The organism is Bernardetia sp. MNP-M8 (genome assembly GCF_037126285.1).
Classification (GTDB): Bacteria; Bacteroidota; Bacteroidia; order Cytophagales; family Bernardetiaceae; genus Bernardetia.
This window is the reverse complement of the sequence record NZ_CP147012.1, coordinates 945,262-970,767: the sequence shown is the minus strand read 5'-3', so window position 1 is coordinate 970,767 and position 25,506 is coordinate 945,262. Positions and strand designations below refer to the sequence as shown.

23 protein-coding genes are annotated in these 25,506 nt (G+C 31.4%); 11 read left to right on the top strand and 12 right to left on the bottom strand.

The window, feature by feature from the left end; all coding sequences use genetic code 11:
* Positions 1–67 precede the first annotated feature (67 nt).
* Both V9L04_RS04070 and V9L04_RS04065 read right to left on the bottom strand, forming a co-directional pair.
* Positions 68–2,086, bottom strand: coding sequence for a TonB-dependent receptor plug domain-containing protein (locus V9L04_RS04070; RefSeq protein ID WP_338792796.1), 2,019 nt, complete (start codon positions 2,084–2,086; stop codon positions 68–70).
* Between the two features lie 138 nt (positions 2,087–2,224).
* Positions 2,225–3,568 (bottom strand): dihydroorotase, encoded by a 1,344-nt coding sequence (locus V9L04_RS04065; protein WP_338792795.1) that lies wholly within the window; start codon positions 3,566–3,568, stop codon positions 2,225–2,227.
* Positions 3,569–3,918: 350 nt separating this feature from the next.
* On the opposite strand from V9L04_RS04065, the gene V9L04_RS04060 reads away from it, so the two are divergent.
* The 6 genes from V9L04_RS04060 to V9L04_RS04035 all read left to right on the top strand — a co-directional run bounded on the left by V9L04_RS04060 (position 3,919) and on the right by V9L04_RS04035 (position 11,393).
* Positions 3,919–6,429, top strand: a complete 2,511-nt coding sequence (locus tag V9L04_RS04060) for a heavy metal translocating P-type ATPase metal-binding domain-containing protein (protein ID WP_338792794.1) — start codon at positions 3,919–3,921, stop codon at positions 6,427–6,429.
* Positions 6,430–6,502: 73 nt separating this feature from the next.
* On the top strand, positions 6,503–7,180 hold the full coding sequence (locus V9L04_RS04055; RefSeq protein ID WP_338792793.1) for a hypothetical protein: 678 nt from the start codon (positions 6,503–6,505) through the stop codon (positions 7,178–7,180).
* A 77-nt stretch (positions 7,181–7,257) separates the two neighbouring features.
* Positions 7,258–9,951 (top strand): type ISP restriction/modification enzyme, encoded by a 2,694-nt coding sequence (locus V9L04_RS04050; protein WP_338792792.1) that lies wholly within the window; start codon positions 7,258–7,260, stop codon positions 9,949–9,951.
* Between the two features lie 79 nt (positions 9,952–10,030).
* Positions 10,031–10,249, top strand: a complete 219-nt coding sequence (locus V9L04_RS04045) for a hypothetical protein (RefSeq protein ID WP_338792791.1) — start codon at positions 10,031–10,033, stop codon at positions 10,247–10,249.
* A gap of 12 nt (positions 10,250–10,261) precedes the next feature.
* Complete coding sequence (locus tag V9L04_RS04040) at positions 10,262–10,669, top strand: PIN domain-containing protein (protein WP_338792790.1); 408 nt, start codon at positions 10,262–10,264, stop codon at positions 10,667–10,669.
* Between the two features lie 121 nt (positions 10,670–10,790).
* Positions 10,791–11,393: a zinc-ribbon domain containing protein gene (locus V9L04_RS04035; RefSeq protein WP_338792789.1), complete on the top strand. Its 603-nt coding sequence runs from the start codon at positions 10,791–10,793 to the stop codon at positions 11,391–11,393.
* Positions 11,394–11,453: 60 nt separating this feature from the next.
* Here V9L04_RS04035 and V9L04_RS04030 read toward each other — a convergent pair whose 3' ends face one another.
* Positions 11,454–12,218 carry an SDR family oxidoreductase gene (locus V9L04_RS04030; protein ID WP_338792788.1) on the bottom strand — a complete coding sequence of 255 codons (765 nt, stop codon included), beginning with the start codon at positions 12,216–12,218 and terminating at the stop codon, positions 11,454–11,456.
* 112 nt (positions 12,219–12,330) lie between these two features.
* Positions 12,331–13,215 (bottom strand): helix-turn-helix transcriptional regulator, encoded by an 885-nt coding sequence (locus V9L04_RS04025; protein WP_338792787.1) that lies wholly within the window; start codon positions 13,213–13,215, stop codon positions 12,331–12,333.
* A gap of 191 nt (positions 13,216–13,406) precedes the next feature.
* Here V9L04_RS04025 and gldC point away from each other — a divergent pair, with 191 nt between their 5' ends.
* Both gldC and V9L04_RS04015 read left to right on the top strand, forming a co-directional pair.
* A complete protein-coding gene (gene gldC, locus V9L04_RS04020) occupies positions 13,407–13,742 on the top strand; it encodes a gliding motility protein GldC (protein WP_338792786.1) in 336 nt (111 codons plus the stop codon).
* Between the two features lie 67 nt (positions 13,743–13,809).
* Entirely contained in the window at positions 13,810–15,900 is a 2,091-nt protein-coding gene (locus V9L04_RS04015) for an AAA family ATPase (protein ID WP_338792785.1), read from the top strand.
* Between the two features lie 86 nt (positions 15,901–15,986).
* Here the strand turns inward: V9L04_RS04015 and V9L04_RS04010 are convergent, their stop codons facing one another.
* Positions 15,987–16,163: a hypothetical protein gene (locus V9L04_RS04010; RefSeq protein WP_338792784.1), complete on the bottom strand. Its 177-nt coding sequence runs from the start codon at positions 16,161–16,163 to the stop codon at positions 15,987–15,989.
* A 272-nt stretch (positions 16,164–16,435) separates the two neighbouring features.
* Here V9L04_RS04010 and V9L04_RS04005 point away from each other — a divergent pair, with 272 nt between their 5' ends.
* Positions 16,436–17,623 carry a CapA family protein gene (locus V9L04_RS04005; RefSeq protein ID WP_338792783.1) on the top strand — a complete coding sequence of 396 codons (1,188 nt, stop codon included), beginning with the start codon at positions 16,436–16,438 and terminating at the stop codon, positions 17,621–17,623.
* An 84-nt stretch (positions 17,624–17,707) separates the two neighbouring features.
* Here V9L04_RS04005 and V9L04_RS04000 read toward each other — a convergent pair whose 3' ends face one another.
* Both V9L04_RS04000 and V9L04_RS03995 read right to left on the bottom strand, forming a co-directional pair.
* Entirely contained in the window at positions 17,708–18,022 is a 315-nt protein-coding gene (locus V9L04_RS04000; RefSeq protein WP_338792782.1) for a rhodanese-like domain-containing protein, read from the bottom strand.
* A 109-nt stretch (positions 18,023–18,131) separates the two neighbouring features.
* On the bottom strand, positions 18,132–19,187 hold the full coding sequence (locus V9L04_RS03995) for a glycosyltransferase (RefSeq protein ID WP_338792781.1): 1,056 nt from the start codon (positions 19,185–19,187) through the stop codon (positions 18,132–18,134).
* Positions 19,188–19,331: 144 nt separating this feature from the next.
* Here V9L04_RS03995 and V9L04_RS03990 point away from each other — a divergent pair, with 144 nt between their 5' ends.
* Positions 19,332–19,658, top strand: a complete 327-nt coding sequence (locus tag V9L04_RS03990) for an ATP-dependent Clp protease adaptor ClpS (RefSeq protein ID WP_338792780.1) — start codon at positions 19,332–19,334, stop codon at positions 19,656–19,658.
* 204 nt (positions 19,659–19,862) lie between these two features.
* Positions 19,863–20,462, top strand: a complete 600-nt coding sequence (gene recR, locus V9L04_RS03985; protein ID WP_338792779.1) for a recombination mediator RecR — start codon at positions 19,863–19,865, stop codon at positions 20,460–20,462.
* On the opposite strand, the gene V9L04_RS03980 is transcribed toward recR, so the two are convergent.
* The 5 genes from V9L04_RS03980 to V9L04_RS03960 all read right to left on the bottom strand — a co-directional run bounded on the left by V9L04_RS03980 (position 20,463) and on the right by V9L04_RS03960 (position 25,427).
* Positions 20,463–20,975 (bottom strand): histidine phosphatase family protein, encoded by a 513-nt coding sequence (locus V9L04_RS03980; protein WP_338792778.1) that lies wholly within the window; start codon positions 20,973–20,975, stop codon positions 20,463–20,465. It abuts the gene before it with no gap.
* Between the two features lie 138 nt (positions 20,976–21,113).
* Positions 21,114–22,034 carry a PspA/IM30 family protein gene (locus V9L04_RS03975; protein ID WP_338792777.1) on the bottom strand — a complete coding sequence of 307 codons (921 nt, stop codon included), beginning with the start codon at positions 22,032–22,034 and terminating at the stop codon, positions 21,114–21,116.
* A 292-nt stretch (positions 22,035–22,326) separates the two neighbouring features.
* Complete coding sequence (locus V9L04_RS03970) at positions 22,327–22,731, bottom strand: J domain-containing protein (protein WP_338792776.1); 405 nt, start codon at positions 22,729–22,731, stop codon at positions 22,327–22,329.
* A gap of 333 nt (positions 22,732–23,064) precedes the next feature.
* Complete coding sequence (gene rpe, locus V9L04_RS03965; protein WP_338792775.1) at positions 23,065–23,712, bottom strand: ribulose-phosphate 3-epimerase; 648 nt, start codon at positions 23,710–23,712, stop codon at positions 23,065–23,067.
* A 68-nt stretch (positions 23,713–23,780) separates the two neighbouring features.
* Positions 23,781–25,427: an HpaII family restriction endonuclease gene (locus tag V9L04_RS03960; protein WP_338792774.1), complete on the bottom strand. Its 1,647-nt coding sequence runs from the start codon at positions 25,425–25,427 to the stop codon at positions 23,781–23,783.
* Positions 25,428–25,506 lie beyond the last annotated feature (79 nt).

Here is a 25,506-nt window from a genome sequence, read left to right as displayed (position 1 = left end):
GGAAAGGTGTTTTTTCTATAAATGATAAAACTGGTAACTGATTACTACTTACTGGTAACTGCAAAAACTACCAATTTACATCATAATTAATTTTGAAAATAAACTCTCTTGAAAGATTTGGTAAAGGGGTATGTGCGCCATCATAAGGCTGCATAAAAGGAGGCGATTGATTGAATAAATCTTGAATCCCTATAGAAACATTAATTCCACTTCTCAAAAAATCTTTATACATAAACGAAATATTGAAAAGTGTATTTGAATCAAATTTTTTCAAAAGTAGTTCTCCATCTTGAGTTTCAGAATTATACGCATAACGACTACTCAGCCAAACTAAAGAAGTATTGAGCTTTAGATTTTTGTAAATAGAATGATTTGCCCAAATAGAAAATTTTTGAGGTGCAAGTCCTAAAAGTTGATTTTTATCTTCACTTACAGCAGAGGTATTCACTACTGTTTTTCCTGCAGCTGTATAATAGGAGTAAGTTACTTCTACAAAACCTTTTTTCCCTTTATAACGAAGTTCTAATTCTGCCCCTCGTGTTCCAGTTTCTTTTTCATTATTATAACCTTCTATTGTATTACTTTCTACAAAATAAATAATTGGGTCTTTGGTAGTAATATCATAAAAATTAAGTGTTGTTGAAAAATTAGGGGAGAAAATATATCCAATTTCAGATTCTAGAACTGTAGTACGCTCAGGTTTTATGCTTTGATTGATACTCAAATTGATATTTTGCACACTTGGCGCACGAAAAGCATTGCTATATAAGAGTTTTAAATGCAGTTTTTTCCATGACTTAGTAAGTCCAAAACGAGGAACAAAAGTAGAAGGATAAAAACTATGATTATCATATCTAGCTCCTGCTGTAATATTTACTAGTTTTGTTTTCCATAAAATCTGACTAAAAAAAGCAACATTATTAAATTCAATATAATTTTTTTCATTAAAAAAAATAACGTCATCATACGCTGCATCATACCAAAACTCACTTCCTAAAGTGAAAATTAGATTTGAGCTAGGACGATAATTTCCTATTAGATTAGAACGAAAACGCTGAGTATACTCTCTTGAAAATACACCTGAATAAACAGTATCTCTACTCAGAAAAGCCCAAGGACGAGAAAAGGTGTAGGAAATACGAGGAGTAATAGTCAGTTTTTCATTTACTTTTATTATATACTTTGCATCTATAATTCCTGTTTGAAATATACGTTGAAATCTATTGGGAGCTTCATAAGCAAATCCTATTTTTGTATTATTTCTGTAATCATCCCAAATGCCTCTTATTTCTAATTGTTTATACTTAATTCCTACTTGAGCAGTAAAAGTTTCGATGAGAGAGTTTTCACTCATATCAACTTTATTACCTAAACCATCTATAAAAAACTGATTACTTCTTAGTGTACTTCCTTTAAAAATACTTCCCCATGCTTTCCAATTAATAGAAGAACGCCCTAAAGAAGCTGTGAGATTTTGACGAAGTGGGCTATTTCTATCATTATTATTTTTTACTTTTCCTAATGTATTACTAATCTGCAAACCATTCAAGTTTTCACTTCCTCTTGTAACAATATTGATAACTCCATATTCTGCAAAACCTCCATAAATAGCCGAACCAGCACCACGAATAACTTCAATACGTTCAATTAGAGAAGGTGGGAAATGATTACCTAATTGTGTAGTTCCATACATAAGTTCATTCATTTCTAATCCATCAATCATTAATAAAATTTTGCCTTCATGTGCCCAATTTCCACGTAAGCCTATTCCTACAACACCATTTACATCAACACCAAAATCAAAACCTTGAATATGACGCAAAATATCCGATAAATCTCTTGCATTCATTGCCTCAATATCAGCACGAGTAATCACACTTACAACACTAGGCGCATCCCGTAAGCGAAGTGTAGTTTGAGTGGCAAGTGTAATCAAATTATCTGTCGAATCCTGTTCTAATTCTTCTAAGGCAAATTTATAACGTTCATAATTTAGAGAGTCTGATATTTGTTGAGCAAAAAGGGAGTTTTGAGTTAAACAAAATAAAAATGCAAGAAATAATTTATTTGTGAATTTAGTGTTCATGAGCAACTTCTGTAAATTTGATAGTCGTTCAATTTAAAGATTTTTTTGTTTTATACAACAAAAAAGGAACTTAATAAATCAAATTCCTTTTTGGTTTTAGATTAAAAGTCAATATAACTGAAATTAACTGATGACTTTCTAGTTTCTATCAAAACTAATTCTCATTCCTTTCTCACTCTCATCAAATTCTCCATTTTGATATGCCAAATGTCCCGAAACAATTGTATGTGTAATCTGAGAATCAAACGTATTTCCTTCAAAAGGCGACCACTTACATTTATATTCTAAGTTTTCTTTTGTTACAACAGTTGCTTTTTCCAAATCAAAAAGAACCAAGTCAGCAAAATAACCTTCTCTTACAAAACCTCTCTCTTTTATCTGAAAACAAATTGCAGGCGCATGAGCCATTTTTTCAGCTATTTTTTCTAAAGAAATTTTGTGTTGTTTGTAGGCTTCCAAGAGCATCAAAAGAGAATGTTGAACCAAAGGCACTCCAGATGGAGCAGTCCAATAATTTCCCTGTTTTTCTTCCCATGTGTGGGGTGCGTGGTCGGTTGCAATAATATCCAAACGGTCATCTAAAAGTCCTTTCCAAAGTGCATCTTTATTTTGAGCTTCTTTTACAGCAGGATTACATTTTACTTGAGAACCTAATTTTTCATAATCTACAGCATCAAACCAAAGATGATGAACACAAACTTCTGCTGTAATTCGTTTTTCTGCTAAAGGAATTTTATTAGTAAATAAATCTAATTCTTTTGCTGTTGAGATATGCAAAATATGCAAACGAGTATTGTATTTTTTGGCTAATTCTACTGCCAAACTAGACGACTTATAACAGGCTTCTACACTTCTAATTTCTGGGTGCAAACGCATCGGAACATCATCACCATATTCTGCTTTTGCTAATCTTTCATTTTCTTTTACAGTTGCTTCGTCTTCGCAATGCGTAGCAATAAGCATATCTGTTTGACTAAAAATAGTTTCCAAAACCTGTCTATCATCGACGAGCATATCACCAGTAGAAGAACCCATAAATATTTTCAGACCACACACATTATTTTTATCTGTCTTCAAAACTTCTTCCAAATTTTCATTCGAAACGCCCATAAAAAACGAATAATTGGCAATAGAATCTTTTGCACCAATTTCATATTTATCAGCTAATAATTTTTGTGTCAAGGCTTGAGGTTTTGTATTGGGCATCTCCATAAAAGTAGTTGTTCCCCCTGCAACAGCTGCTTTTGATTCTGTATAAATTTGTGCTTTTTGTGTAAGCCCCGGTTCTCTGAAATGCACTTGGTCGTCAATAACGCCTGCCATTGCATATTGTCCTTTTGCATCAATAACTGTATCAGCTTTTAGATTAGATAAATCATTTTCGATACGGCTAAATCTTCCATTTTCTATAAAAATATCTTTTTCTTCGATTTTTCCTTCGTTGATGAGCTTGGCGTTTAGGATTAAAATGGATTTTTTCATGTGTTTATTTTGAGTTAATTATAGGTTACTCAACTATTTTTTTAACCCTCGTTGACAGCTTCATTTGAACCTCAACGACGGTTAGTTAGCTCTACTTTTAAACCGTCAACGAGGCTCAAATGAAGCCGTCGTTGAGGTACAAAAATAGAAATAGTAGGGTATATTAGATTATTTGTAACCTAAAATTAGGTAATATAAAATATTCTTACAAAACGGTATAGTTACTATTTGGTTTGGAAATACTCTCAAAACCAACTAAAAACCACCCAAAAAGCTGATAAACTTCATTTTTTAAGCCCTTTTTTAAGAGTAATTTTGTAGAGTAAAATCAAAATATATCTCTACCAATTATGGCAACTTTACTAGAAAATCCGATACAAGAAAATACACAGGCAAATAAAAAAATAAAAAAGTCTGAAAAAATGCCTTGTTATCATTGTGGCGATGATTGTCCTTCAAATCCGATTGAGTTTGATGAACATGATTTTTGCTGTACAGGCTGCCAAACGGTATATGATATTCTGACAAAAAATGGATTAGATAATTATTACAATCTTGAAAAAACAGGAATTGCGCCTAGTTCAATTATAGAAAATCCAGAACAGTTTACTTATTTGGATAATGAGGAATTGATGCGCCAACTTGTCGATTTTACAGACGGAAATTTTACACGTATTACCTTCAAACTACCTCAAATTCATTGCGCTTCTTGTGTTTGGCTTTTGGAAAAACTACCTAATTTATTTGAAGGTGTGCAAGATTCAAAGGTCAATTATTTGCGTAGAGAGGCAAGCGTTAGTTTTTATAGTAAGACCATTTCGCTTCGTATTTTGGTAGAAAATCTGACAAAATTAGGTTATTCGCCAGACCTAAAACTAGAGTCAAAAAACAAGAAAAAAACGGATAATTTGCCTCCTAATTTTCTGCTTCGTTTGGGAGTTGCAGGTTTTTGTTTTGGTAACTTGATGTTGCTTAGTTTTCCCGAATATTTGGGTTTACCGATTGTAGAAGATGATTTTCCTCGTTTTTTTGGGTATCTTAATATTTTATTATCACTTCCAGTTTTGCTTTTTAGTGGTGCTAATTACTTCAAAGATGCTTTTTATGCCCTCAAACACAAAACTCTTAATTTTGATATTCCGATTGCGCTAGGAATAACAGCTCTTTTTGGTAGAAGTATTTTCGAAATTATAAGTCAAACAGGTGCAGGATATTTGGATTCTTTGGCTGCCTTGATTTTCCTTCTTTTGGTTGGACAATGGTTTCAACGTCGTACTTTTGATAGCATTTCTTTTGAAAGAGATTATCAATCTTATTTTCCTTTGGCTGCTCTTTTGGAAGTTAATAATGATCTAGAAAATGATACGAATAATAAAACTACAAAATCAATTTCATTGTCTGATTTAAAAATTAATGATATTGTAATTGTAAAAAATGGACAACTTATTCCTGCTGATGGCGAGCTTTTGGAAGGAAAAGCTCAAATTGATTATAGTTTTGTAAGTGGTGAATCTGAACCTGTAAAATGCAAAAAAGGGCAGCGTTTGTATGCAGGAGGAAGGCAATGGGGCGAACCGTTGCGTATAAAATTACTCAAAACAGTTTCTCAAAGTTATTTGATGCAGCTTTGGAACAGTGATACATTTGATAAAGACAACTCAAAACTTCTAAAAAATTTAACGCAGCGTTGGGGCAGAAACTTTACGATTTTTGTTTTGTTGGTTGCTTTTGGAAGTGCTTCGTATTGGTTGTATGCCGAAGGTTGGCAGATTGCTATTAATGTTTTTACTTCAGTTTTGATTGTGGCTTGTCCGTGTGCTTTGGCTCTCAATGCGCCTTTTGCTTTTGGAAATGCTAGACAGATTTTGGCGAAAAAGTTGTTTTTCTTGAAAAATACAGATTCTATTGAAATGTTGGCTTCTCAAAAAGCGCATCTTATTTTTGATAAAACAGGAACTCTTACGACCTCAACTCCTAGTGCAATTTGGAAAAGTATTCAGAAAAATGAAGAATTAACTATCGAAGACAAACAGGCTTTAGCTGCTTTGGCTTCTTATTCTTTGCACCCAATTAGTAAGGCAATTTATGCAGCCATTTCAGAGTTTGGAGAAGGAATTATTTATGATTTTGAAGAAAAAATAGGAGCAGGAACACAAGCCAAAATTCAGAATGGAAAAAATATAGATAACTGGAAAATTGGAAATGCTGATTTTGTAGGAATAAAAAATCATGTAAATGATTACAATGAAAAATCAATGGTCTTTGTAAGTAAAAATGATGAGGTAAAAGGACACTTTGAACTTTTAAATCCATTGCGAGAAAATAGTTTGAGTCTCTTGCAAGACTTCAAAAAACAGAATTTCAATCTTTCGTTGCTTTCTGGAGATACAGAACGTGAAAAAATGCGTTTCATTGATATTTTTGGAGAAAAAAACATCCATTTCAATCAAAAACCAATAGATAAATTAGAATTTTTGAAGAGTTTAAAAGCCAAAAATCAACAAGAATCTCAATCTATTTTTATGATTGGCGACGGACTCAATGATGCAGGTGCATTAAAACAGTCTGATTTTGGAATTGCCATTAGTGAAAATCAAGAACAGTTTTCGCCTGCCTGTGATGCCATTTTGAGAGCCGAATCCTTACCAAAACTTGCCCAATTTATGCTTTATGCTCGTCAGACAATTTGGGTAGTTCGTTTTGGTCTTTTGATTTCACTTTGTTATAATTTGGTCGGACTTAGTTTTGCAGTAAGTGGAACACTTTCGCCTATCGTGGCTGCTATTTTGATGCCTTTGTCTTCGATTACCGTTGTTGGAATGGGCGTATTTTTGACTTGGTTTTTGAGTAGGAAATTGTGATTTTTATGGAACTTTATTTTAAACCCTAAGGGTCTTGAAGACCCTTAGGGTTTAGTTTTATTAACAAATTTACATGAAATCCTTTTTTACAATTCTCAGAAATCTAGCCTTATTACTTTTCCCTTTTTTGCTATTGATAGCAATAAATGAAGCTGTCAGACCAAATATCACAGAAAAACCTTTTCAAGAAAAAGGAATTGTAGCTATTAATTCAGCCATAAAATCCACAAAAAAATGTTCGTGGGCGTGTCATAACATAGAAAATTATTGCAAAGAAAATCATGTCAAAATTCTTCAAAATTACTTTATGTTTACTGACCCAATTTATTTTGGAGTAATTCGTTTTCTACAATCCACAGGGAAATATAAAGTTGCAAATATTATAATTCTAGTGATTCTGATTCCTCTTTTGATGTATTTTTTACTAATAAAATCGCTGTATTTACAAAGTCAAATCAAGACAGTTCAATCTTTAAGACAGCAAAATATATTATTTTTTGTCTTGATAAATAATTCTACAAATAAATTTTTGACTAATTTTATAGCCAAACTTTATTTCTATTGCACCGATTTTATTATCAATCTTGCTAATATTTTAGATTTATCGTATTACGAAATTAACTTCTTTATTTTCTGTATCATTTATCCTGTTCTACTTTTAGGATTGGTTTTTACTTTTTGTATTCAGAAAATTAGGTTGATAAAAATAAAACTCTACGCTCTTCGACAAACTAACCACAAAATTCACTAAAAATAGCTAAATGTTTTGTAGTTTTGTCTTTAAACTTTACTACAAAAATAAGATAGAATTAAAGGAAGCGTTTTTTGATGAATACGGAGAATAAAAATACTGAACTCCCTAAGTTTTTTGCAGTTGATAACTTAACAGAATCTTTGCAAAACGAATTTGATAAAAATAAAATTCGTCAGCAGGTTGCTTATCGTACTTTAGGTGCTTTTGCTTCTGAGTTTCATAGTCTTCCTGATGAGAATTTACTCAAAACGGCTATTCTGTCACATCAAATTGTATTTCCTTTATTAGAAAATTTATTTTTTACGGAAGATTCTACTAGTTCAGACCCTAATTTTTTTATAAAATCAGATGTTGTTTTTCAAAAATTAGATGCTTTTTCTGTTTTCTTTAAGAATGGTTTTTTAGAGCAATGGAAAAAATATTGTTTGTCATTAAAAGAAGTTTCAGCTAATTTTTCTAAAGTCGAAAAAGAACAAATTATTGTCTATTGGCAACGCAAATTTGAGGTTGGTGTTGCTCCTTTAGAATTTTCAAATTTTATTCAGCAATCTATCGCCAATCTTGAAGCTCCTTCACTCTATCAAGGCACTTTTTTTCAAGATATTCAGCCTTCTGTGGGTCAATCTTATACGTGTACGCTTTCTATTTGGTCGTATTATTTATGGAAAACAAGTCTAAATAATGGAGGTAAAAATGGAAGTAATTATAATACACCTCCTATTTTTTGGGCAAACGCAGCTTATTTTGTAGATGTTCCAAAACAAACTTTACTTTTTTGTTCTCAAGAAAGTGAAGCTCAAGATTTTTACCGTTCAATTGATTCTAGTTATCATATTATTGTCGGAAACTCTTTCAAAACTAGTCAACAAAATCAGTTAATTTGTTCTGAAAAAAATAAAAATAATGACGAAGTAAATTTTGCAGCCATTGATAACCGTGTCATGGCAGCTTATACACCTATTTATGAAAAAAATGCCTTTTCTCCTGTGCCTTTGCGTTTTGTGCGTTGGGCAACTGACAGACTTACTGACAAAGGTGTTATTGCTGTTTGGCTTCCATCAGTTGTCTTGCATGCGCCTACCTATGAGGGTTTTAGAAGGCGAGTGCAGGCAGAATTTGATAGTATTTATGTGATGGATTTGGAATACAAAAATGTAGAAAAAGAAAACCCTAGCAATATTGTAGAAGAAAAAACAGAGTTATCAAAAGACAGTACGAAAGACTTTAGTGCAAAAGAAAATGAATCGGCTTTGCTTTTTTTGGTTCGTAAGAATAAAAATAATTATTCAAATGGTTTTCGTTTGGCACATTTGCGTTCTCAATGTCCTGTGTTTTATTGGAAATCTACTAAGCCTTACAAATCTTTAAAAAACTTTGGAGAAGCTCTTTCTCGTACACAATTTCAAAATTTATCGTTCAAAAAAGTAAGTCAGGCTGTAAATTATTGGATTGCACTTCCCGAAGATGACTTTTTGGGTTTTATGCCTCTTTCTCATAAAGTTACCCAAACAGCACAGTTTGCAGATGAAGAAACGGCTCTTTTCAAATGGGCATCTCCTGCACTTCTGACAGCTAGAGATGAGTGGATGTATGATTTTGATAAAACTAATTTAGAAAAAAAAGCAAATTATTTTAGTCAGAATTATGAAGAAGAGCGTCAAAAGTGGCATAATTCTGACCAAAGCGAACTCTTGCAAAATTTCTTAGGTGTGAAAAGCACAACCAATCCGACAGATAAAACTAAGATAAAATGGAATGCCGAACTAATGCAACGTCTAAAAAGAAATGAAAGCACCAATTATGATTCATTTAAGATTCGTGAGGCTTCTTATCGTCCTTTTGTAAAGCAGTTTGTTTATGTAGATGAGGTAATTACGCATCGTCCGTATCAACAATTTCGTTTTTTTCCACTTCAAAAAGAACAAACACCAAATCCGACTATTTGTGTAACAGTTCATAAGCAAGTTCCTTTAGTAGTTCATGCAACCAATTTTATTCCTGATAATGGCTATGGTGCAAGAGCAACACATACATTTGCAAAATACTTTTTTGATGAAGAAACAAAAGAGTTTAAAGAAAATATTACTGATTGGGCATTAGAGCAGTTTCGTCACCATTATTCTTCCAAACCTGTAAAATTTAAAGCAAAGAATTTTAAGGAGTTGAAAAAGAGTTTGCAGTCTATGAAAGACAATCAAGAAGAGGCAAGAACACTAACCAAAGACACTATTTTTGCTTATATCTATGCCGTTTTGCACTCACCAGAATATCGTAAAAAGTATCAAAAAATACTTCATACCGAACTGCCACGAATTCCGATGTATGAAGATTTTTGGAAGTGGGCAACGTGGGGCGAAAAACTATTAAATCTGCATCTCAATTATGAAGATGTTACAATTTATCCTTTAGAGCGAGAAGAAAAAGAAGATAATGAGGCAGAACAAACAGAGAATAAATCTAAGAAAAAGGCTATTTTGAAAGCTGATAGAGTTCGCAGCTTAGTTTGGATTGATGAAACTACCTATCTGAAAAACATTCCAGAAGAAGCATGGCACTATCGTTTGGGTGTTAGAAGTGCTTTAGAATGGGTTTTGGAACATCACAGCGAACGAAAATTAAGAGATAAAACTGTAAAAAAAGCTGTTGAAGAAGATGTTTTTACTACGTATTCCTTTGATAATCAAAAAGAACAACTCATTGAGCTTTTGAGGAAAGTTTGTAGAGTAAGTGTGGAAACTGTGGAGGTTTTGAGGGAGATGGAGGAATAGCCATTTATATAGAAAACTAAAAATTACATTATTACGTTTTATTAAAAATAATACTATATTTCGTTTAAATAATAAAATTATGACACAATTAACACTTCAAATTACGGATAATAGCAAAATGGAGTTTCTTTTAGAACTTCTCAAAAGAATGGAGTTTGTAGAGTTTGTTTCTTGTCAAACGCAAGAAAATTTAGTAGAAAACGAGAACTTTGATGTAGAGCAATTTATAGATGACATTTACCAAGAAAGAGAAAAATCAAAGCAAGAACTTAGTAATAAACTAGATGAGTTATTTTAAAGAAATAAATTTATGATACAAGTTTTAGTAGATACAGATATTTTGTCCTATTATTTATTCAAAAATTATCCAGTTCTTACGAAGAATTTTAATAATTATCTTAATACAGTAGGATATATAAATATTGCTCGTCCTACTATTTTTGAAGTAGAAAGTGGACTTAGAGCAAAAAATGCTTTTGGGAAATTAGAAATATTTCAAGGTTTTATAACCAAACATAAAATACTAGAACTTACAGAACATTCTACACATTTATCAGCAAAAATCTATGCAACTTTAAGACAAACAGGTCTTCATTCAGGAGTAAATGATTTGTATATAGCTGGTATTGCCTTAGAAAATAATCTTACTATTTGTACAAACAATCTAAAGGATTATGAGAATATTTCTAATCTTCAAATTGTTAATTGGCTTGAATAATCAAAAAAAGAGTCTCATTGAGCTTTTGAGGAAAGTTTGTAAAGTGAGTGTGGAAACTGTGGGGGGTTAAGGGAAATAGAGTAGTAGTTTTTTAGGTAATTTGAAATAAAATATTAACCCAATGAAAAAAGGTAAAAGGAAATACGCCAAATGCCCTTCTTGTAAAGCTGAAGTACACAAAACAGAAATGAAGATGGCAATTTCTGAAATGGAAAAAGTAGATAAAATTCAATACAATCACTATAAGGATTTAAAAATTGATACATATAATAGTTTTATAGATAGTAATTTTGATTGGGCTTGTGATATTTGTTTAGAAGATAAAAAAGCAATTAAAGCAAACCCTAGTTTGCAAAATTACTCTTGGAATCCGAATTATGCCTATTATGACTCCCAACTTAAATGTAGAAATTGCAATTCAGATTTTATTTTTGCTAAAAAGGAAAAGAAATATTGGTTTGAAAGTTTAAAGTTTTGGATTGATTCAGTACCTGTTCATTGTATAATTTGTAGAAAAAAAATCAGACAATTAAAACTTGAAAATACTATGCTGTCTGATATTCTAAAAAAAGATGAAACTGATATTAGTTCAGATGAATTAAATAAAATTATTGAAATTTATACAAATTGGGAAAAGGAAGAACGAGTAAAATATTATCAAGCAATTTTAAAAAAAAAGAATAGCTCATTGAATCCTTGGGTAAAAACCGAAATTCAAATTTAAAGATACAAAAGTCTTCATTCTAGTAGAATGAAGACTTTTGTATCTTTATCAACAAGGAAACTAAATCATTTGTCCACCCGAAACTTCAATACGTTGTGCATTTACCCATTTTGCATCCTGTGTACACAAAAAAGCAACCACACTTCCAATATCATCAGGTAAACCTACACGTCCTAGAGCTGTATTAGCAGCAATAAAAGCATTTACATCAGCATTATCTCGTACAGTTCCATTACCAAAATCTGTTTCTATTGCTCCAGGGGCAACTACATTTACTCTAATTTTTCTTTCCCCCAATTCTTTTGCTTGATATTTAGTAAGAGTTTCGATAGCTCCTTTCATAGTAGCATAAATAGAATATCCTGCTAAAGCAATACGTGTCAATCCTGAAGAGATATTAACAACTCCTCCTCCATCATTCATAATTAGCAACATTTTTTGAGTAAGAAAAACGACTCCTTTGAGATGAATAGTTGATAAAATATCAAATTGTTCTTCAGTAGTTTGAGTGAAAGCAGTATGAATTCCTATGCCTGCATTATTGATTAAAAAATCTATTTTTGAAGAATTAAAGTGATTTTTTAGAGCTGTTTTTACATTCTCTGTAAAAGAATCAAAACTTTTAATTTCTGCTACATTTAATTGAAGTGCAACAGCTTTTTGTCCGATTTCTTCAATTTGTTTTACTACTTTTTGAGCTTCTTCTTTGTTGTTATTGTAGGTCAGAATAACATCAATTCCTTTTTTAGCAATATTTATTGCCATATCTTTTCCTAATCCACGACTTCCACCTGTTACTACTGCGATTTTTGTTTGATTTTCCATGTGTTTGATTTTTTATAAATGGTTTTGAATAAATTACCTTACAAAAGTAGCAGGAAAAAAAAGCTAGTGGTTATTACAAATCAAACCAAAAGTTACGAAAATCAAATCTCTATTAACTATTTCTAAATTGAGTAGGAGTTTGATGAAGATGTTTTTTGAAAAAATTATTAAAATGAGTTGTTTCTTCAAAACCTAATGAAAAAGCAATTTCTGAAATATTCCATTTTGTATGTTTTAATATTATTTTGGCTTCTTGTAAAACACGTTTTGCAATTAGCTCAGAAGTAGTCATCTGTGTAGTTTCTTTCAATGTTTTATTCAAATAATTGACGTGAATAGCTAATTGATTAGCAAAATCCGAAGGTGTTTTGAAATTAATTTTCTGAAATGTATCTTCAATAGGAAATTGTCGTTCTAAAAGTTCTAAAAATAAATTCGAAATTCGCATAGCTGCATTTGTATGTACTTCTGTTTTTTGAGCAGGATACATTCTGATAGCCTTATGAACAATTTCTAAAACTAAACTTCTCAATACATCATATTTGTATTCGTAATCTGAATTTATTTCTTTAAACATTTTATCATAAATCAATGAAAAAGCTTTAACATCTTCATCAGAAATAGAAAAAACAGAATTTCCACTTGGATTAAAAACAGGATAATCTTTTATATTTCCATAATTATGAAAAAACTCTTCTGTAAAAACACAAAAAAAACCACTCAAATTTTCTGTTAGAGGATTCCAGTCATAAGGAATGTGAGGACTAGCAAAAAGTAAAGTATTATGTTCAGCTTCAAAGGTCTTATCAGCATAATGTACTCTATTTTTTCCTATAATTACACTGACTTTGTAATAATTTCTTCTATTATAGGGAATAGGTTTTGAATTTTCCCCTGAAAATTCATCTATTTTGAATACATTAAAATGTCCGACTTCATAACGCAAAGAAGGTGGAATCGGATATGAAGTACACTTATAAAAATCGTCAATATTCATTGTTTTTTCCATAAATCAAAGTTACAAAAATGAAATATAATAAATTGGCTAATTTTTGTAGTTTTGAGAAATTATATGAAAATTAAATTAGTAATCAGGTTGATTATAATAGAGTTTATTTTTTCGTAAATTTGTCTTCATTATTCGCCATTGCTTGTGTATTCATGAGCAACATCATATAAAACAACAAAATGAAACAATCTGAAATCCGTTTTAGTATAGAATTAGATGATAAAGACCTTCCAGAAAAGATATTTTGGAAAGCAAGTGATTCTGGACAACAACTTGAAGAAGCAAAAGCGATTGCTTTAGCTATTTGGGATGGTCATGAAAAAAATTGTCTTCGCCTAGACCTGTGGACAAAAGACATGCCTGTCGAAGAAATGAAAGGTTTTAGTATTAATATTTTGGGTGGAATGGCAGATACGCTTCTGCGAGCTACCAATGACGAGTATATGGCACAAGAAATTCATCAACTTTGTGAAAAATTAGCTCTTTACTTGAAAGAAAGCCAACAAAATACGTAAACGTAATAAACTCCAATGCCGTTGTTGGTGTTGTAGCACAGCCGACACCAACAACTAAATTAATTTTATGATTTCAGTACGAAAAAATCCAAATGATGTTCCTGCTATTTTACAATCTCCAGCAACTGAAAAAGTTATTCAGACAGTTTTGGAGATAGGAAAGTTTGTGGGGTATCCTCGTCTGGATATTCTGATGCATGAAGATGTTTTGGGCAAGCTTCTTGAAATTCATTATAACAAATGTGCCTTTTGTGAAGTAGGAATTTCTATTGAAGAATCAACTGCTTTTTTGACTCATTATCGTCCACCAGAACTGTATTATTGGTTAATTTATGAATGGACAAACCTTTTACCCGTTTGTGAAGAATGTAAACTCTATGAAGATAGTCAGTTTCCAATAATGAATAAGCACAAACGAGTAAAAACTCCACCAGAAGATAGAACTCTTTGGCGTGCCAGTTCAGATATTCATTTGGCAGAAGATCCTCTTATTATCAATCCCGAATTAGATGTTCCTGAAAAATATATTGCCATTGATAGAGAAGGAAATTTACAGCCTATAAAAAGAAATTTGCGTGCAGCTTCTACTATTACAGCCTATAAAATAAATATGGGTTCATCAGCAGTAGCTCGTCATCGAATTATACGTGAAATTACTCAAAAACTCTATCAAGCTGCTACTGACCTTTTAGAAAAAACAGTTCGTTATCCAGCACCACTTTCACTATTACGAGAGCATTTTGAGCCTGTTTTGACAGAATTAAATGCAATGGCTGCACAACGAACGCCACATGCTATGTTGGGTAAAAATATGCTTTTCAATTTTGAATATTTTTTTATTGAAGAGTGTGAAGATTTTGAAGTGATGCGTGTTTTGGAGCAAGTTCAAGTTCATTTTATAGAAACAATTACACCTTTCTTGAATATTGATTTTCCAGAAGAGCAGCGAGCAAGTGAAGACAATACGCTTATTTTGGAGTCTATGTTTATCAAAAATATACGCTGTTTTGACAAACTATCTATTGATTTGCCTCATATTCATACAAAAGAGAATATTACACTTATTGTAGGAACAAATGGAACAGGAAAATCTACAATTTTGCAACTTATTGCATTAGGTCTTTCCAATATTCCTAAACCTCCAATTAATTATGGCTGGGAAAATGTCGTTCATGGCAATAAAGACGCAGGACATTTAGTATTGCGTCTACAAGGTTTTGGAGAAGAAGTAAATATTAAGTTTAAGATTGATAAAAATGGAGTGATGAATACAGGAAGTCATCGCCGTTATTTTGAAATAATACGTGAAAACTTATTGATTCTAGGATACAGTACAGGAAAGAGAGGAATGAAAAATTATGATTTTCAACACCGTACTTTTGCGCCTATTGCTTCCCTATTTGGTGAAAATGGCTTTTTAAAAAGTGAAGACGACCATAGTACCTATTTTTACATAGAAAATAACATTGAAGCCATTCGAAAAATAGTTAATCGTTTGCTTTCTCCTCCTCAAAATATTGCAGAGAGTGACCAAGATGAAAAGTTAGAGCAAGGACTTTTAGGATTGAATAAAGATGGAGATTTTATTTTTCAAACTTCTGCTGGAGAAGCTCTTATTTCGGCTATGTCAGACGGTTTTCAAACTGTCTTTAGTTGGATTTTGGATTTATGTGTACGAGCCATCCAACATCCTTTTGATTTACAACATCCAGAAAGTATACAAGCAATTGTTTTGATTGATGAAATTGATGTGCATTTAAGTCCTAATTTGCAGCGCACACTTATTCCTCGTCTTTCAGAGGTTTTTCCTAATACACAGTTTTTGGTAGGCACACAAAGTCCATTTATGATTCAATCAATGTCTGCTAATAATGTTATTTCTTTAGAATGGGAAGATGAGCGAATTATTGCTCATCCTCTTTTGATGGAAGGAATGCCTTGGGCTTGGACAATCAGCGAAATTTTGGCTCGTCTTTTAGGAAGTGTAACCGAAATTTCGCCTATTATGGATGATTATCTGACTGAATTATCACAAGCTATTGGGAAAAATGACAAGCTCTATGCAGAGCAATTGTATCTAAAAGTAAAAAATGCGCTCCCCAAACTAAGTCCGTATCACGAGTATTTAGAAATAATAGCGAAAGACTATTTTGAATAATTATTAATGTTGAATTACGAATGAATAATTACTTTTTGTTCTCTTCATTTTAATTCGCTTAACATTTATATATAATTATATTTAATTTAATAAAGAAATTCTTTTTGATTGAGTAAATAGCTTTCATTTACCCATAAAATAGCACGGTGTTCGTCGTCAAATTTGCGAATCCATTTGAATCCTTTTTCTTTAAGTTGTTTCTTGTTTTTTGAAAAAAATGCAGTTATTTTCCCTTTTTGGTCTTCTGTGGCAATAAAAATCATTTAATTAGTGTTTTAGAAAAATTGAAGCACAAATGAGTAAGTAGTTATATCTTTTATAAAGACAGACATAAATTCTTACTTCTTGTCAGTTAAATTACTGACACAGTCAATATACGAAATTTTATTTGTTTTTACAAGCTATAACCAAATTAAATTTTTATTAATGTATAATTAACGTTTTTTGATTTTTATTAATCAATTATTTCTGACTAATTTTATATTTAAAATATTATTATTTATACTCACTATAAAAAATCATTCCCCTAGTTTTTATGAAAATTCAAAAAATTCTCTTTCTCATTTTTTTCCTTCCTGCTATTAATATTTCTCATTTTGGTTGTAGCCAAACAGATTATAAAGCAACTCAAAATTTAAATAGCACAAATGATTCTTTAGCTCTTATTAATGACTTGACTGATTCCTTAAAGCTAAAACTGAAAGATAGCCTGCTTTCCTCTGTAGCTGATAATTCAAAAAAACAAACTCTTCAAATTATTGGAGTGGGAGATATGATGTTTGGAACAAATTTTCCTTCTGCTGCCCATTTACCACCCAACGAAGGTGAAAATTTGATTTCAGAAGTAGACTCAATCCTAAAAAGTGCAGATATTACTTTCGGAAATTTGGAAGGTGTTGTTTTAGATAAAGGAGGACAAGTAAAACACTGTTCAAATCCTGCTGTTTGTTATGCTTTTCGTATGCCTGAAAAATTAGTTGAAGATGTATTGAAACAAGGTGGATTTGATGTAGTCAGTATTGCAAACAATCATGTAGGCGATTTTGGAAATGAAGGACGAGAAAATGGTAAAAAATTCTTAGAAAGTATTGATGTAGAATATGCAGGTCTTACTTCGTCTCCTTATACAATGTTTGAAAAAGAAGGAATAAAATATGGTTTTGCAGCATTTGCTCCTAATTCTGGAACAATGGATATTAGAGATATAAAAGCAGCCGAAGCAATTGTAAAAAAATTAAATGATTCTTGTGATGTCGTTATTGTTTCTTTTCATGGGGGAGCAGAAGGTAGAAGTAAACAGCATATTACACGCAAAGCAGAAACTTTTTATGGCGAGAATAGAGGAAATGTGTATGCTTTCTCACATGCCATGATTGATGCAGGAGCAGATATTATTTTCGGACATGGGCCTCACGTTACTCGTGCTATGGAAGTGTATAAAGATAGATTTATAGCTTATAGTTTAGGAAACTTTTGTACGTATGACCGTTTTAGCTTGCGTGGAGAAAGTGGACTTGCACCAATTGTGAATTTGAAAGTTGATAATAAAGGTAAATTTATTTCTGGACAGATTACACCTATTATTCAGCTTGGGCGTGGAGGAGTTACACTTGACAAACAGAAAAGAGTAATTCCAATTATTCAAAATCTCAATAAAACAGATATTCCAGAAGGAATCATTGAAATAACTGATGAGGGAGAAATTTTAATAAAAAAGAAATAATTAAAAAAACGGTATTTGAATTCAAAAATCAAATACCGTTTTTACTTTTTAATTATAATTGTCTTTTACATATACCTTCTTTCTTTAAATCTTTCCGTTCAAACTAGACCAGCCACCACCATTATAAACATTGGTATAACCTTTTGATTGTAATAAACTTTTTGCACTTCCACTACGCATTCCAGATGCACAACAGGTAATAATAATTTGATTTTTGTCTTTAAACTGTCCAAGTTGATTTGCTAAAGTATCTAAAGGAATATTTTTAGAATTTTGAATGTGTCCTCCTGTATATTCACCTTTCGAACGAACATCAATAATAATCGCACCTTCTTTTAAAAGTGCTTTATAATCTGTTGGAGTTGATGAACCAAATAAATTTTTAATTGCGTCTAACATAATTGTATATAATTGTAGAGTGTGTAAAACTAAATTGCATATAACAAAATTAGAGCATTCTCTTCACTAATTTGGTAACAGAAGTTACAGAAGCTAAAAACAATTAAATTTATTTTTTTCTGTTTTTCCAAGATTGCCAACGGTTCAAAATAGGCTTTACTGTTGAGTTAAAAGGGAAAGAACGCAATCTAAAGGCTTTTGAAAGACTACTTTTTTTTGTAGAATTTAGGTAAGAAGACAAAACAGAATTATGAAATTCTTTCTTAGAAATAGGAAGGTCAATATTTTTAGATAAAAGCTCTGCCCAATATTCTCCTAAAAGGTCATTAAAAACGAGTTTATTATAAATTTCTATTTCTTGATTTTTAGAATGAAGTAGTTCTAACCAATGCTGTACTTTTTCGAAAAAAGAAGTATTATTTTGCTCAAAATCCATATTTCCTATTTTTTTATGAATGATTAATTCATCTTGATTGGCATAAATTCCTAATTCTTCTAATTGATTTTTATAGATTTTCAATATATTTCTACTTGCTGTTTCTTTTTGGGTTTGACTAATATTATTTTCGTGAATTCTGTATTTTACTAGAGATTCAGCCAAATTTGTAACCCTAGTTTTTTGTGAAATACGTATCCAAAGGTCGTAATCTTCTGTTGGTGGATAGTTTTCTCTATATTTTAAATCTGCAAATTCTTTTCTCATCATGATAGAAGACTGTGCAAATTGATTAAAAAAGAGCAGTTTTGCAGGAATTCTTTCTGGGCGATGTTCTAGTTGCCAAGCTCCTTTGATTGTATTTTCCTCGTCAATAAGTGTAATCCAAGAACCTACCAAACCAAATTCATTATTTTTATCTAAAAAATCAACTTGTTTTGCTAATCGTGTTGGTTCTGCATAATCATCACAATCCAAAATGGCAATATACTTTCCTTTTGCTTCATCAAAAAGACGATTACGAGTATAAAAAATACCTTTATTTCCATCATTCTCTAAAAAATGAATACGAGTATCTGGATACGATTTTACGATTTCTGCACTTTTATCGGTTGAGCCATCATTTATAATGACTAATTCAAAATCAGTATAAGTTTGATTTAAAATGCTTTCAATAGCCATTTTGAGAAATTTTTCTCCATTAAAAACAGGCATTACGACGCTTATCATATTCAATTGCGAATTAAAAGTTACGAACTAAAATACTATTACTTTCTTTGCTTTTTACAAAAATAGCTTAAACTTTATTCTATCTCAAACATTATTTATGAATAGAATTTCTATTCACATACAGAATTAAAATAAATCGTTATTATGAAAACCATATACGCCAATCAAAAATCTATTCCTCAAAGGAAACAACTAACAGAAACATTAATTGAAACACTTACTGAGTCGGAAGAACAACTAGATGCCTCTTTAGAACGTGAGTTAGTTCTCTTCAAAGATGAAAAAAATGAGCTAGACTATATTATCAAAACACTTATTCAAGTTTGTAAACTCTCTTCTGGAGATGCTTTTGATGTAGTCACAGAGGCAAATACAAAAGGACACTCAACTATTACAACAGGAACATTCAATGAACTCAAACCACTTCGAAAAGCTGTCTGTGATAAAAATATTTGGGTAGAGATTTTATAATTCATCTATATACACCCACCAAAACAGCTTTTAAAACTGCTCTATTTTATGTATTTTTGTAAGCTGTTTTTGCTATGAGAGTATCAAAAAAAGTCTTTTAAAACATAACTAAAGCTATAGAGATTACGTTTTTTGCAGTCAAAATATTCTATTGTTTTTAAATGATGACTGTTTACTGGTAACTGAAAAACTGATAACTGAACTATGAATTATCCCTCCAAATTAGTAGAAGATGCTGTAAACGAAATTTCTCGTTTGCCAGGTATTGGTAAAAAATCAGCTTTGCGTTTGGCTCTGCACTTGCTTAGACAAGAAATGCAAGATGTAGAAGAACTCACTAAATCATTAATTGCTCTTCGTGAAAAAACAGTGTATTGCAAAAAGTGTCATACTATTTCAGATACAGATATTTGTAGTATTTGTAAAAGTCCGAAGCGAGATGAAACATTAATTTGTGTAATAGAAGAAGTTCCTGATTTGCTGGCTATTGAAAATACGGCTCAATATAATGGATTGTACCACGTTTTGGGGGGAGTTATTTCGCCTATTGAGGGGATTAGTCCGTCAGATTTGAATATTGATTCTTTATTAGAACGCACACAAAATGGTGTAAAAGAGGTTATTTTAGCTCTTAATGCTACAATGGAAGGGGATACAACAGCTTTTTATCTCACTAAAAAGCTAAGAAAACAAGGGGTGAAAGTCAGTGGAATTGCTCGTGGTGTTCCTATCGGAAGTGAACTTGAATATACAGATGAAATTACCTTGGGAAGAAGTATTGCCAAACGAATTATGTTTGATTAATTAGAGAGTAACCACTTCAAAGCCATTTTCTGGAACACGAATTTCTTCTATTTTGCCACTTCCTCGTGTTATTTCTGTCCAATTTTCTACATCAAAAGAAAAAATAACTAAACTACAAGGGCTTAGAAATCCATAATCTTTTTCTGAAAGTAAATAAATTAGGGCAGAAACTGCTGGATTATGATTGACCAAAAACAAATTATTGATATAGTTATCATCAATTTGATTGATAAAACGTAGCAAATCTACTTCTGAACATTGATATAAATCTTCTTCTATTTGTATTTGAGAAGGAGCATAGTGCATTCCGTTGGCAATAAGACGAGCAGTAGTTTGCGCTCTAACAGCAACACTACTAACAATCTTATCGATTTCAAAATTTTCTTCACGTAAAAGTTGTCCCAAACGCATAGCATCTTGAATACCATGTTCGGTCAGTTTTCGTTTTAAATCTGGATTGGAAAGACTATAGCCTTCCGTTTGTGCATGACGGAGTAAAAATAGTTTTTTCATAATAAAATAAGTAGGCTAGGATAATATTTGATAATAATTTTACTTGAACTAATTTCACAATAAAAAGATAGTATTGTAAAAATCCAAGATACAAATAATTGTTTAGTTAGTCAAATATTTTAAGACATTGATTCTATTTTAGTCATCAAAACCTTCTTTTCTAATACGCAAACGTGGACGTTTTGGAGGAATACTTTTTTCAACTTTATTGAAAGTAATATTTTTCTTTTCTTCTGTGCTTGTAGCATTATTTTCTTGCTCATTTTCTGAATAAGAGCCTATTTTTTTTGTGACAGTAGTTGTATTAGCCTCTTCTATCAATTCCTCTGTCGTTTTAGGTGATGCTTTCATTTTAGCTTTTAATTGTGCTAGAGCGTCTTGTGGAGTAGGTAATTCAGGCAATGCTGCTGCATTTTTACCCAATACTTTATCTACTTCTTTATCTACATCGCTATCATTAATGGCAATATCTTCATAGGATTGAGCTAATGCTTCCTGCTCTTCTACTTTCATTTTCATATCGTCTAACATATCACTCATACTGTTTTTGCTAAGTGAAGACATGCGTTCGTTAAGACGACGGCTCGTTTCAGAAAGGCGTGAGCGAACTTTAAGGGTTTTAAGTTCGCCTTCCCACGTATTTATCTGGGTACGGATTTTTTGAATATCAATCTCTAGCTTACGAATCATGTTTTCATAAGCACGTAAGTTTTGCTCGTTTGCAGAAGAAACTCTCAAAATTTGGTCTTTTTGCCCAAGTGCTTTCAGAGCATAACGATCAGCTTCATCCATAGTAATATCACCTTGTTCTGCTTTGCCTATAAATTGCATCGCTCTCTGTTCGTATTGGTCTGCTGCTCGGTGTGCTTGCTGGACATCTCTTTTTGTACGAATAGCTAATGCTTTCATTTCAGCAAGACTTTTCATGCTTTCAGCAAGGTCTTGTTTCAAATCCTTTATAGATTGTTCTGTGAGCGCAACAGGATCTTCTACTTTATCAAGTTTGGCGTGTGCTTTAGCTTTTCCAACATTAAAAAGACGTTTAAAAAATATCCACATATAAAATAACAAATAATAATAATTTAGAATAGGGAAAATGACCTTGGAAGAATTACAAATTAAAAATTATGAATTGAAAGATGGTGTAGGTCAATCATGATTTTAACTAATAGTAACTTATTTAATTTTGATATCCTACTTCATTCTAATCCATAAAAAAGGTCTTATCCTTTTGCAAACGTTATAAAAGTAGCAATAGTTTTTGATTAATTTTTAATCCTTACAATCTTTACAGAATAAATTTTTGAAGGGCTTTAACTTATCAATTTATTTTCTAGTTTAAATAATCATTTTATTTCTCATATTTCTTTTTAAAATAAGAATAGGCTTCATTTACTTTTTGAGATTGCTCAACTGCCCAACGTTGTTTTTTTGGATCTGCTTGATGACGGTCTGGATGATATGCTTTCATTAGTTTTTTATAAGCTGTCTTGACTTGTTCATAAGAAGCTCCTTCTGAAAGACCCAAAGTATGATAATAAATTCTTTCTTTTGGATTGGCTTTAGGAGCAGTAAACTCATATTCTGTATCAAATTCACTAGAATAAGAAGTAGAGTCATTATTTCCTAAAGAACCAAATTCTTTTTCATATTCATCTTCAATAGCTTTCATATAATCATCATCTGAAAGTCCATTTTTCTCTAAGAAATCATTGGTAGTAGAGCGAATAATATTTTTTAATCTGTCGAAGAGCATAGTTTTTTATTTTAAAATGATGTTGTTGGTAGACACACCAACAACGGCAGAAGTAGTTTAATATAAATAAGCAATAAATTGATATAATTTCAATAATAACGAAAGAAATGCTACAAACGTTTTCAGAATCTTATTTGAAGGTTAGTTGAGAGAAGCGCATAGAAATTTCATTTTCAATTAAAAATAATCAAAATTATTGTATTTGTTAGAATTTTTTGAAATAAAACTACTTACTAGGAAAAGGCAAGCCATACTGTACCTTATTATTAAAAAAAATAGTAGGGTACAGTATGCAAGCCATTTAGCTTCGCTGACTTACAGTTCCTTACAAATCTAAACTAATGATTTTATTCTACTGATTGTTTCCATTGGGTCAGGAGAAGAAAATACAAAATTACCTGCCACCAATACGTCTGCACCTGCATCGACAAGTTTTTTTGCATTTTGTGCATTTACACCTCCATCGATTTCGATAAGAGCTTTTGAGCCTGTTTTTAAGATTAATTCTTTTAACTGACTTACTTTTTTATAAGTCTGTTCGATAAATTTTTGCCCACCAAAACCTGGATTTACAGACATCAAACAAACTAAATCTGTTTCTTCAATCACATTTTCTAATTGAGAAATAGAAGTATGAGGATTTACTGCAATTCCTGCTTTACATCCTAAATTACGAATTTGTTGAAGGTTTCTATGTAAATGTTGACAGGCTTCAATATGAACAGAAATTGTATTTGCTCCTGCACGAGCAAAATTATCTACATATTTTTCAGGATTGACAATCATCAAATGAACATCTAAATGTTTTTTTGCGTGTTTTGCAATCGCTTCACAAACAGGAATACCAAACGAGATATTTGGCACAAAAACACCGTCCATGATATCGATATGAATCCAGTCAGCTTGACTTTTATTGAGCATTTCAACCTCGTTTTGAAGGTTAGCAAAATCAGAAGCGAGAATAGAAGGAGCGAGAAGCATAAATAAAGTTAGATTTTAGATTTCAGAATTTAGAAATAATACAAAAATAACTTTATTATTCTAGTTTTCTAACTAAAACGAAGTTGTAAATTTAATTTAAAGAATAACTCTCCATTTTTTTCGGAATAAAGTTGTCCAAAACGGTGTCTAGTTGTGGAAGGTGTATCTAATTTGATATTTTCAAATAAATAGTTTTTGAGATTTCCCATTTCTACAACATGAAATCCTACACAATTGCCATCATTTTTCATTACAATTGTTCCATTAGACTCATACGAACCATTCCATTTTGTACCTGCAAAGAAACCTAAAAGAATACTTACTAATAGGTTTTTAATTTTATTTTTTAATAAAATTTCTTCGTCTTTTGTGTTTTCTCTGTCTTGACTTTTAGCTGTTATTTTCTTAGTGATTTTTTCCATTGAAGAAACTCTTTCTTTATAAAAGCAAAGCAAAATTTTTCCTATAAGTTGAGGCATTTGGCTATCAATCATTTTGAGATTAAAGTCCATTGTCTCTTTTTCTGCTCCTACATATTCAAAAAAACCTCCTAACTCCTCAATTTTATTTATTCTGTCTTTTAATTTTGTCCTTGTATTTATTTTATTTACCTCATCAATAATCGTTTTATTACCTTCTTCTATGCCGTTTATCTTGAAAATAAAATTTGTGTTTCCAGAAGCATTTAAAAGAGTGGGTTTGCTTCCTAAATAGGATTTAATTCCAAAACCTTCATTTTCTTTTTGGATAATTTCATTTTCAATATCTAATAAAATATCAGCTTTTTGATTGCTATTTCCTCCTTTAATATTTTTACAATTTCCTAAAATTTGATTATTTTCAAGTGTTTCTAAATGATGTAAAAGGTTTTTAGCAACAGCTTCGACAGCATCAACAGCAACACTATTTCCCAACTGTTTTATAGCTTGTGTTTTGCTGACAGGAAACTCAAAATCATTTGGAAAACCTTGCATTTTCTTAGCTTCGATATACGATAATCTTCTCAATTCGCCATCAACCAAATAATTATCCCAATTTCTACGGTCTGTAATATCAGAACCACGCCCTCCAACACGAATTGTAAAGCCAATTTCTCGGCTACATTCGCCTTGCCAAACATCGCTCATCGTAAATTTTAGAGGAATAGGCGCAGGAAAATTAAAACTATTCATAAAACCCTCATCTCTAAAGCCAACTATAAAAACTCTTGGTCTTAGTTGTGGCAAGCCATAATCCGAAGCATGAACCACTTTATAGTAAAAAGAATATCCTAATTCATTTTCAAGAATATTTCGAATAATTTTGAAGGTTTTGCCTTTGTCGTGTGTAACCAATCCACGAACATTTTCTAAAAAAAATGCTTTCGGTTTCTTGGCTTCCAATATTTCAGCAATATTAAAAAATAAATTTCCTCTTTCTGAACTGTGATTATCTGCAAAGCCTCGTTTGTAACCTGCCTGACTAAAAGGCTGACACGGAAAACCTGCACAAAGAACATCAAAATCAGGTAAATCTTTTGGACTAACTGTTCGAATATCTTTATTAAAAAGGTTATTTTCAAATAGTTTTGGAGATGTTTTTTGATAATTTTCTTGGTAAGTAAGACGTGCATACTCATCTATTTCAGAAGCAAAAACACATTCTCCTCCAAGTCTGTGCATTGCCAAATGAAAACCACCAATTCCAGCAAATAAATCTATAAATTTGAATTTCATATTTCATTGATTAAATAGTCAAAGGCAAGCCTTTGCGCTACTGTAATCTACCACTTCTGACTTCTAAAATCTAATTTCT

Coding starts and splice junctions, on each gene's coding strand:
- V9L04_RS04070 (WP_338792796.1), bottom strand. CDS start 2,086: ATGAACACTAAATTCACAAATAAATTATTTCTTGCATTTTTATTTTGT.
- V9L04_RS04065 (WP_338792795.1), bottom strand. CDS start 3,568: ATGAAAAAATCCATTTTAATCCTAAACGCCAAGCTCATCAACGAAGGA.
- V9L04_RS04060 (WP_338792794.1), top strand. CDS start 3,919: ATGGCAACTTTACTAGAAAATCCGATACAAGAAAATACACAGGCAAAT.
- V9L04_RS04055 (WP_338792793.1), top strand. CDS start 6,503: ATGAAATCCTTTTTTACAATTCTCAGAAATCTAGCCTTATTACTTTTC.
- V9L04_RS04050 (WP_338792792.1), top strand. CDS start 7,258: ATGAATACGGAGAATAAAAATACTGAACTCCCTAAGTTTTTTGCAGTT.
- V9L04_RS04045 (WP_338792791.1), top strand. CDS start 10,031: ATGACACAATTAACACTTCAAATTACGGATAATAGCAAAATGGAGTTT.
- V9L04_RS04040 (WP_338792790.1), top strand. CDS start 10,262: ATGATACAAGTTTTAGTAGATACAGATATTTTGTCCTATTATTTATTC.
- V9L04_RS04035 (WP_338792789.1), top strand. CDS start 10,791: ATGAAAAAAGGTAAAAGGAAATACGCCAAATGCCCTTCTTGTAAAGCT.
- V9L04_RS04030 (WP_338792788.1), bottom strand. CDS start 12,218: ATGGAAAATCAAACAAAAATCGCAGTAGTAACAGGTGGAAGTCGTGGA.
- V9L04_RS04025 (WP_338792787.1), bottom strand. CDS start 13,215: ATGAATATTGACGATTTTTATAAGTGTACTTCATATCCGATTCCACCT.
- gldC (WP_338792786.1), top strand. CDS start 13,407: ATGAAACAATCTGAAATCCGTTTTAGTATAGAATTAGATGATAAAGAC.
- V9L04_RS04015 (WP_338792785.1), top strand. CDS start 13,810: ATGATTTCAGTACGAAAAAATCCAAATGATGTTCCTGCTATTTTACAA.
- V9L04_RS04010 (WP_338792784.1), bottom strand. CDS start 16,163: ATGATTTTTATTGCCACAGAAGACCAAAAAGGGAAAATAACTGCATTT.
- V9L04_RS04005 (WP_338792783.1), top strand. CDS start 16,436: ATGAAAATTCAAAAAATTCTCTTTCTCATTTTTTTCCTTCCTGCTATT.
- V9L04_RS04000 (WP_338792782.1), bottom strand. CDS start 18,022: ATGTTAGACGCAATTAAAAATTTATTTGGTTCATCAACTCCAACAGAT.
- V9L04_RS03995 (WP_338792781.1), bottom strand. CDS start 19,187: ATGATAAGCGTCGTAATGCCTGTTTTTAATGGAGAAAAATTTCTCAAA.
- V9L04_RS03990 (WP_338792780.1), top strand. CDS start 19,332: ATGAAAACCATATACGCCAATCAAAAATCTATTCCTCAAAGGAAACAA.
- recR (WP_338792779.1), top strand. CDS start 19,863: ATGAATTATCCCTCCAAATTAGTAGAAGATGCTGTAAACGAAATTTCT.
- V9L04_RS03980 (WP_338792778.1), bottom strand. CDS start 20,975: ATGAAAAAACTATTTTTACTCCGTCATGCACAAACGGAAGGCTATAGT.
- V9L04_RS03975 (WP_338792777.1), bottom strand. CDS start 22,034: ATGTGGATATTTTTTAAACGTCTTTTTAATGTTGGAAAAGCTAAAGCA.
- V9L04_RS03970 (WP_338792776.1), bottom strand. CDS start 22,731: ATGCTCTTCGACAGATTAAAAAATATTATTCGCTCTACTACCAATGAT.
- rpe (WP_338792775.1), bottom strand. CDS start 23,712: ATGCTTCTCGCTCCTTCTATTCTCGCTTCTGATTTTGCTAACCTTCAA.
- V9L04_RS03960 (WP_338792774.1), bottom strand. CDS start 25,427: ATGAAATTCAAATTTATAGATTTATTTGCTGGAATTGGTGGTTTTCAT.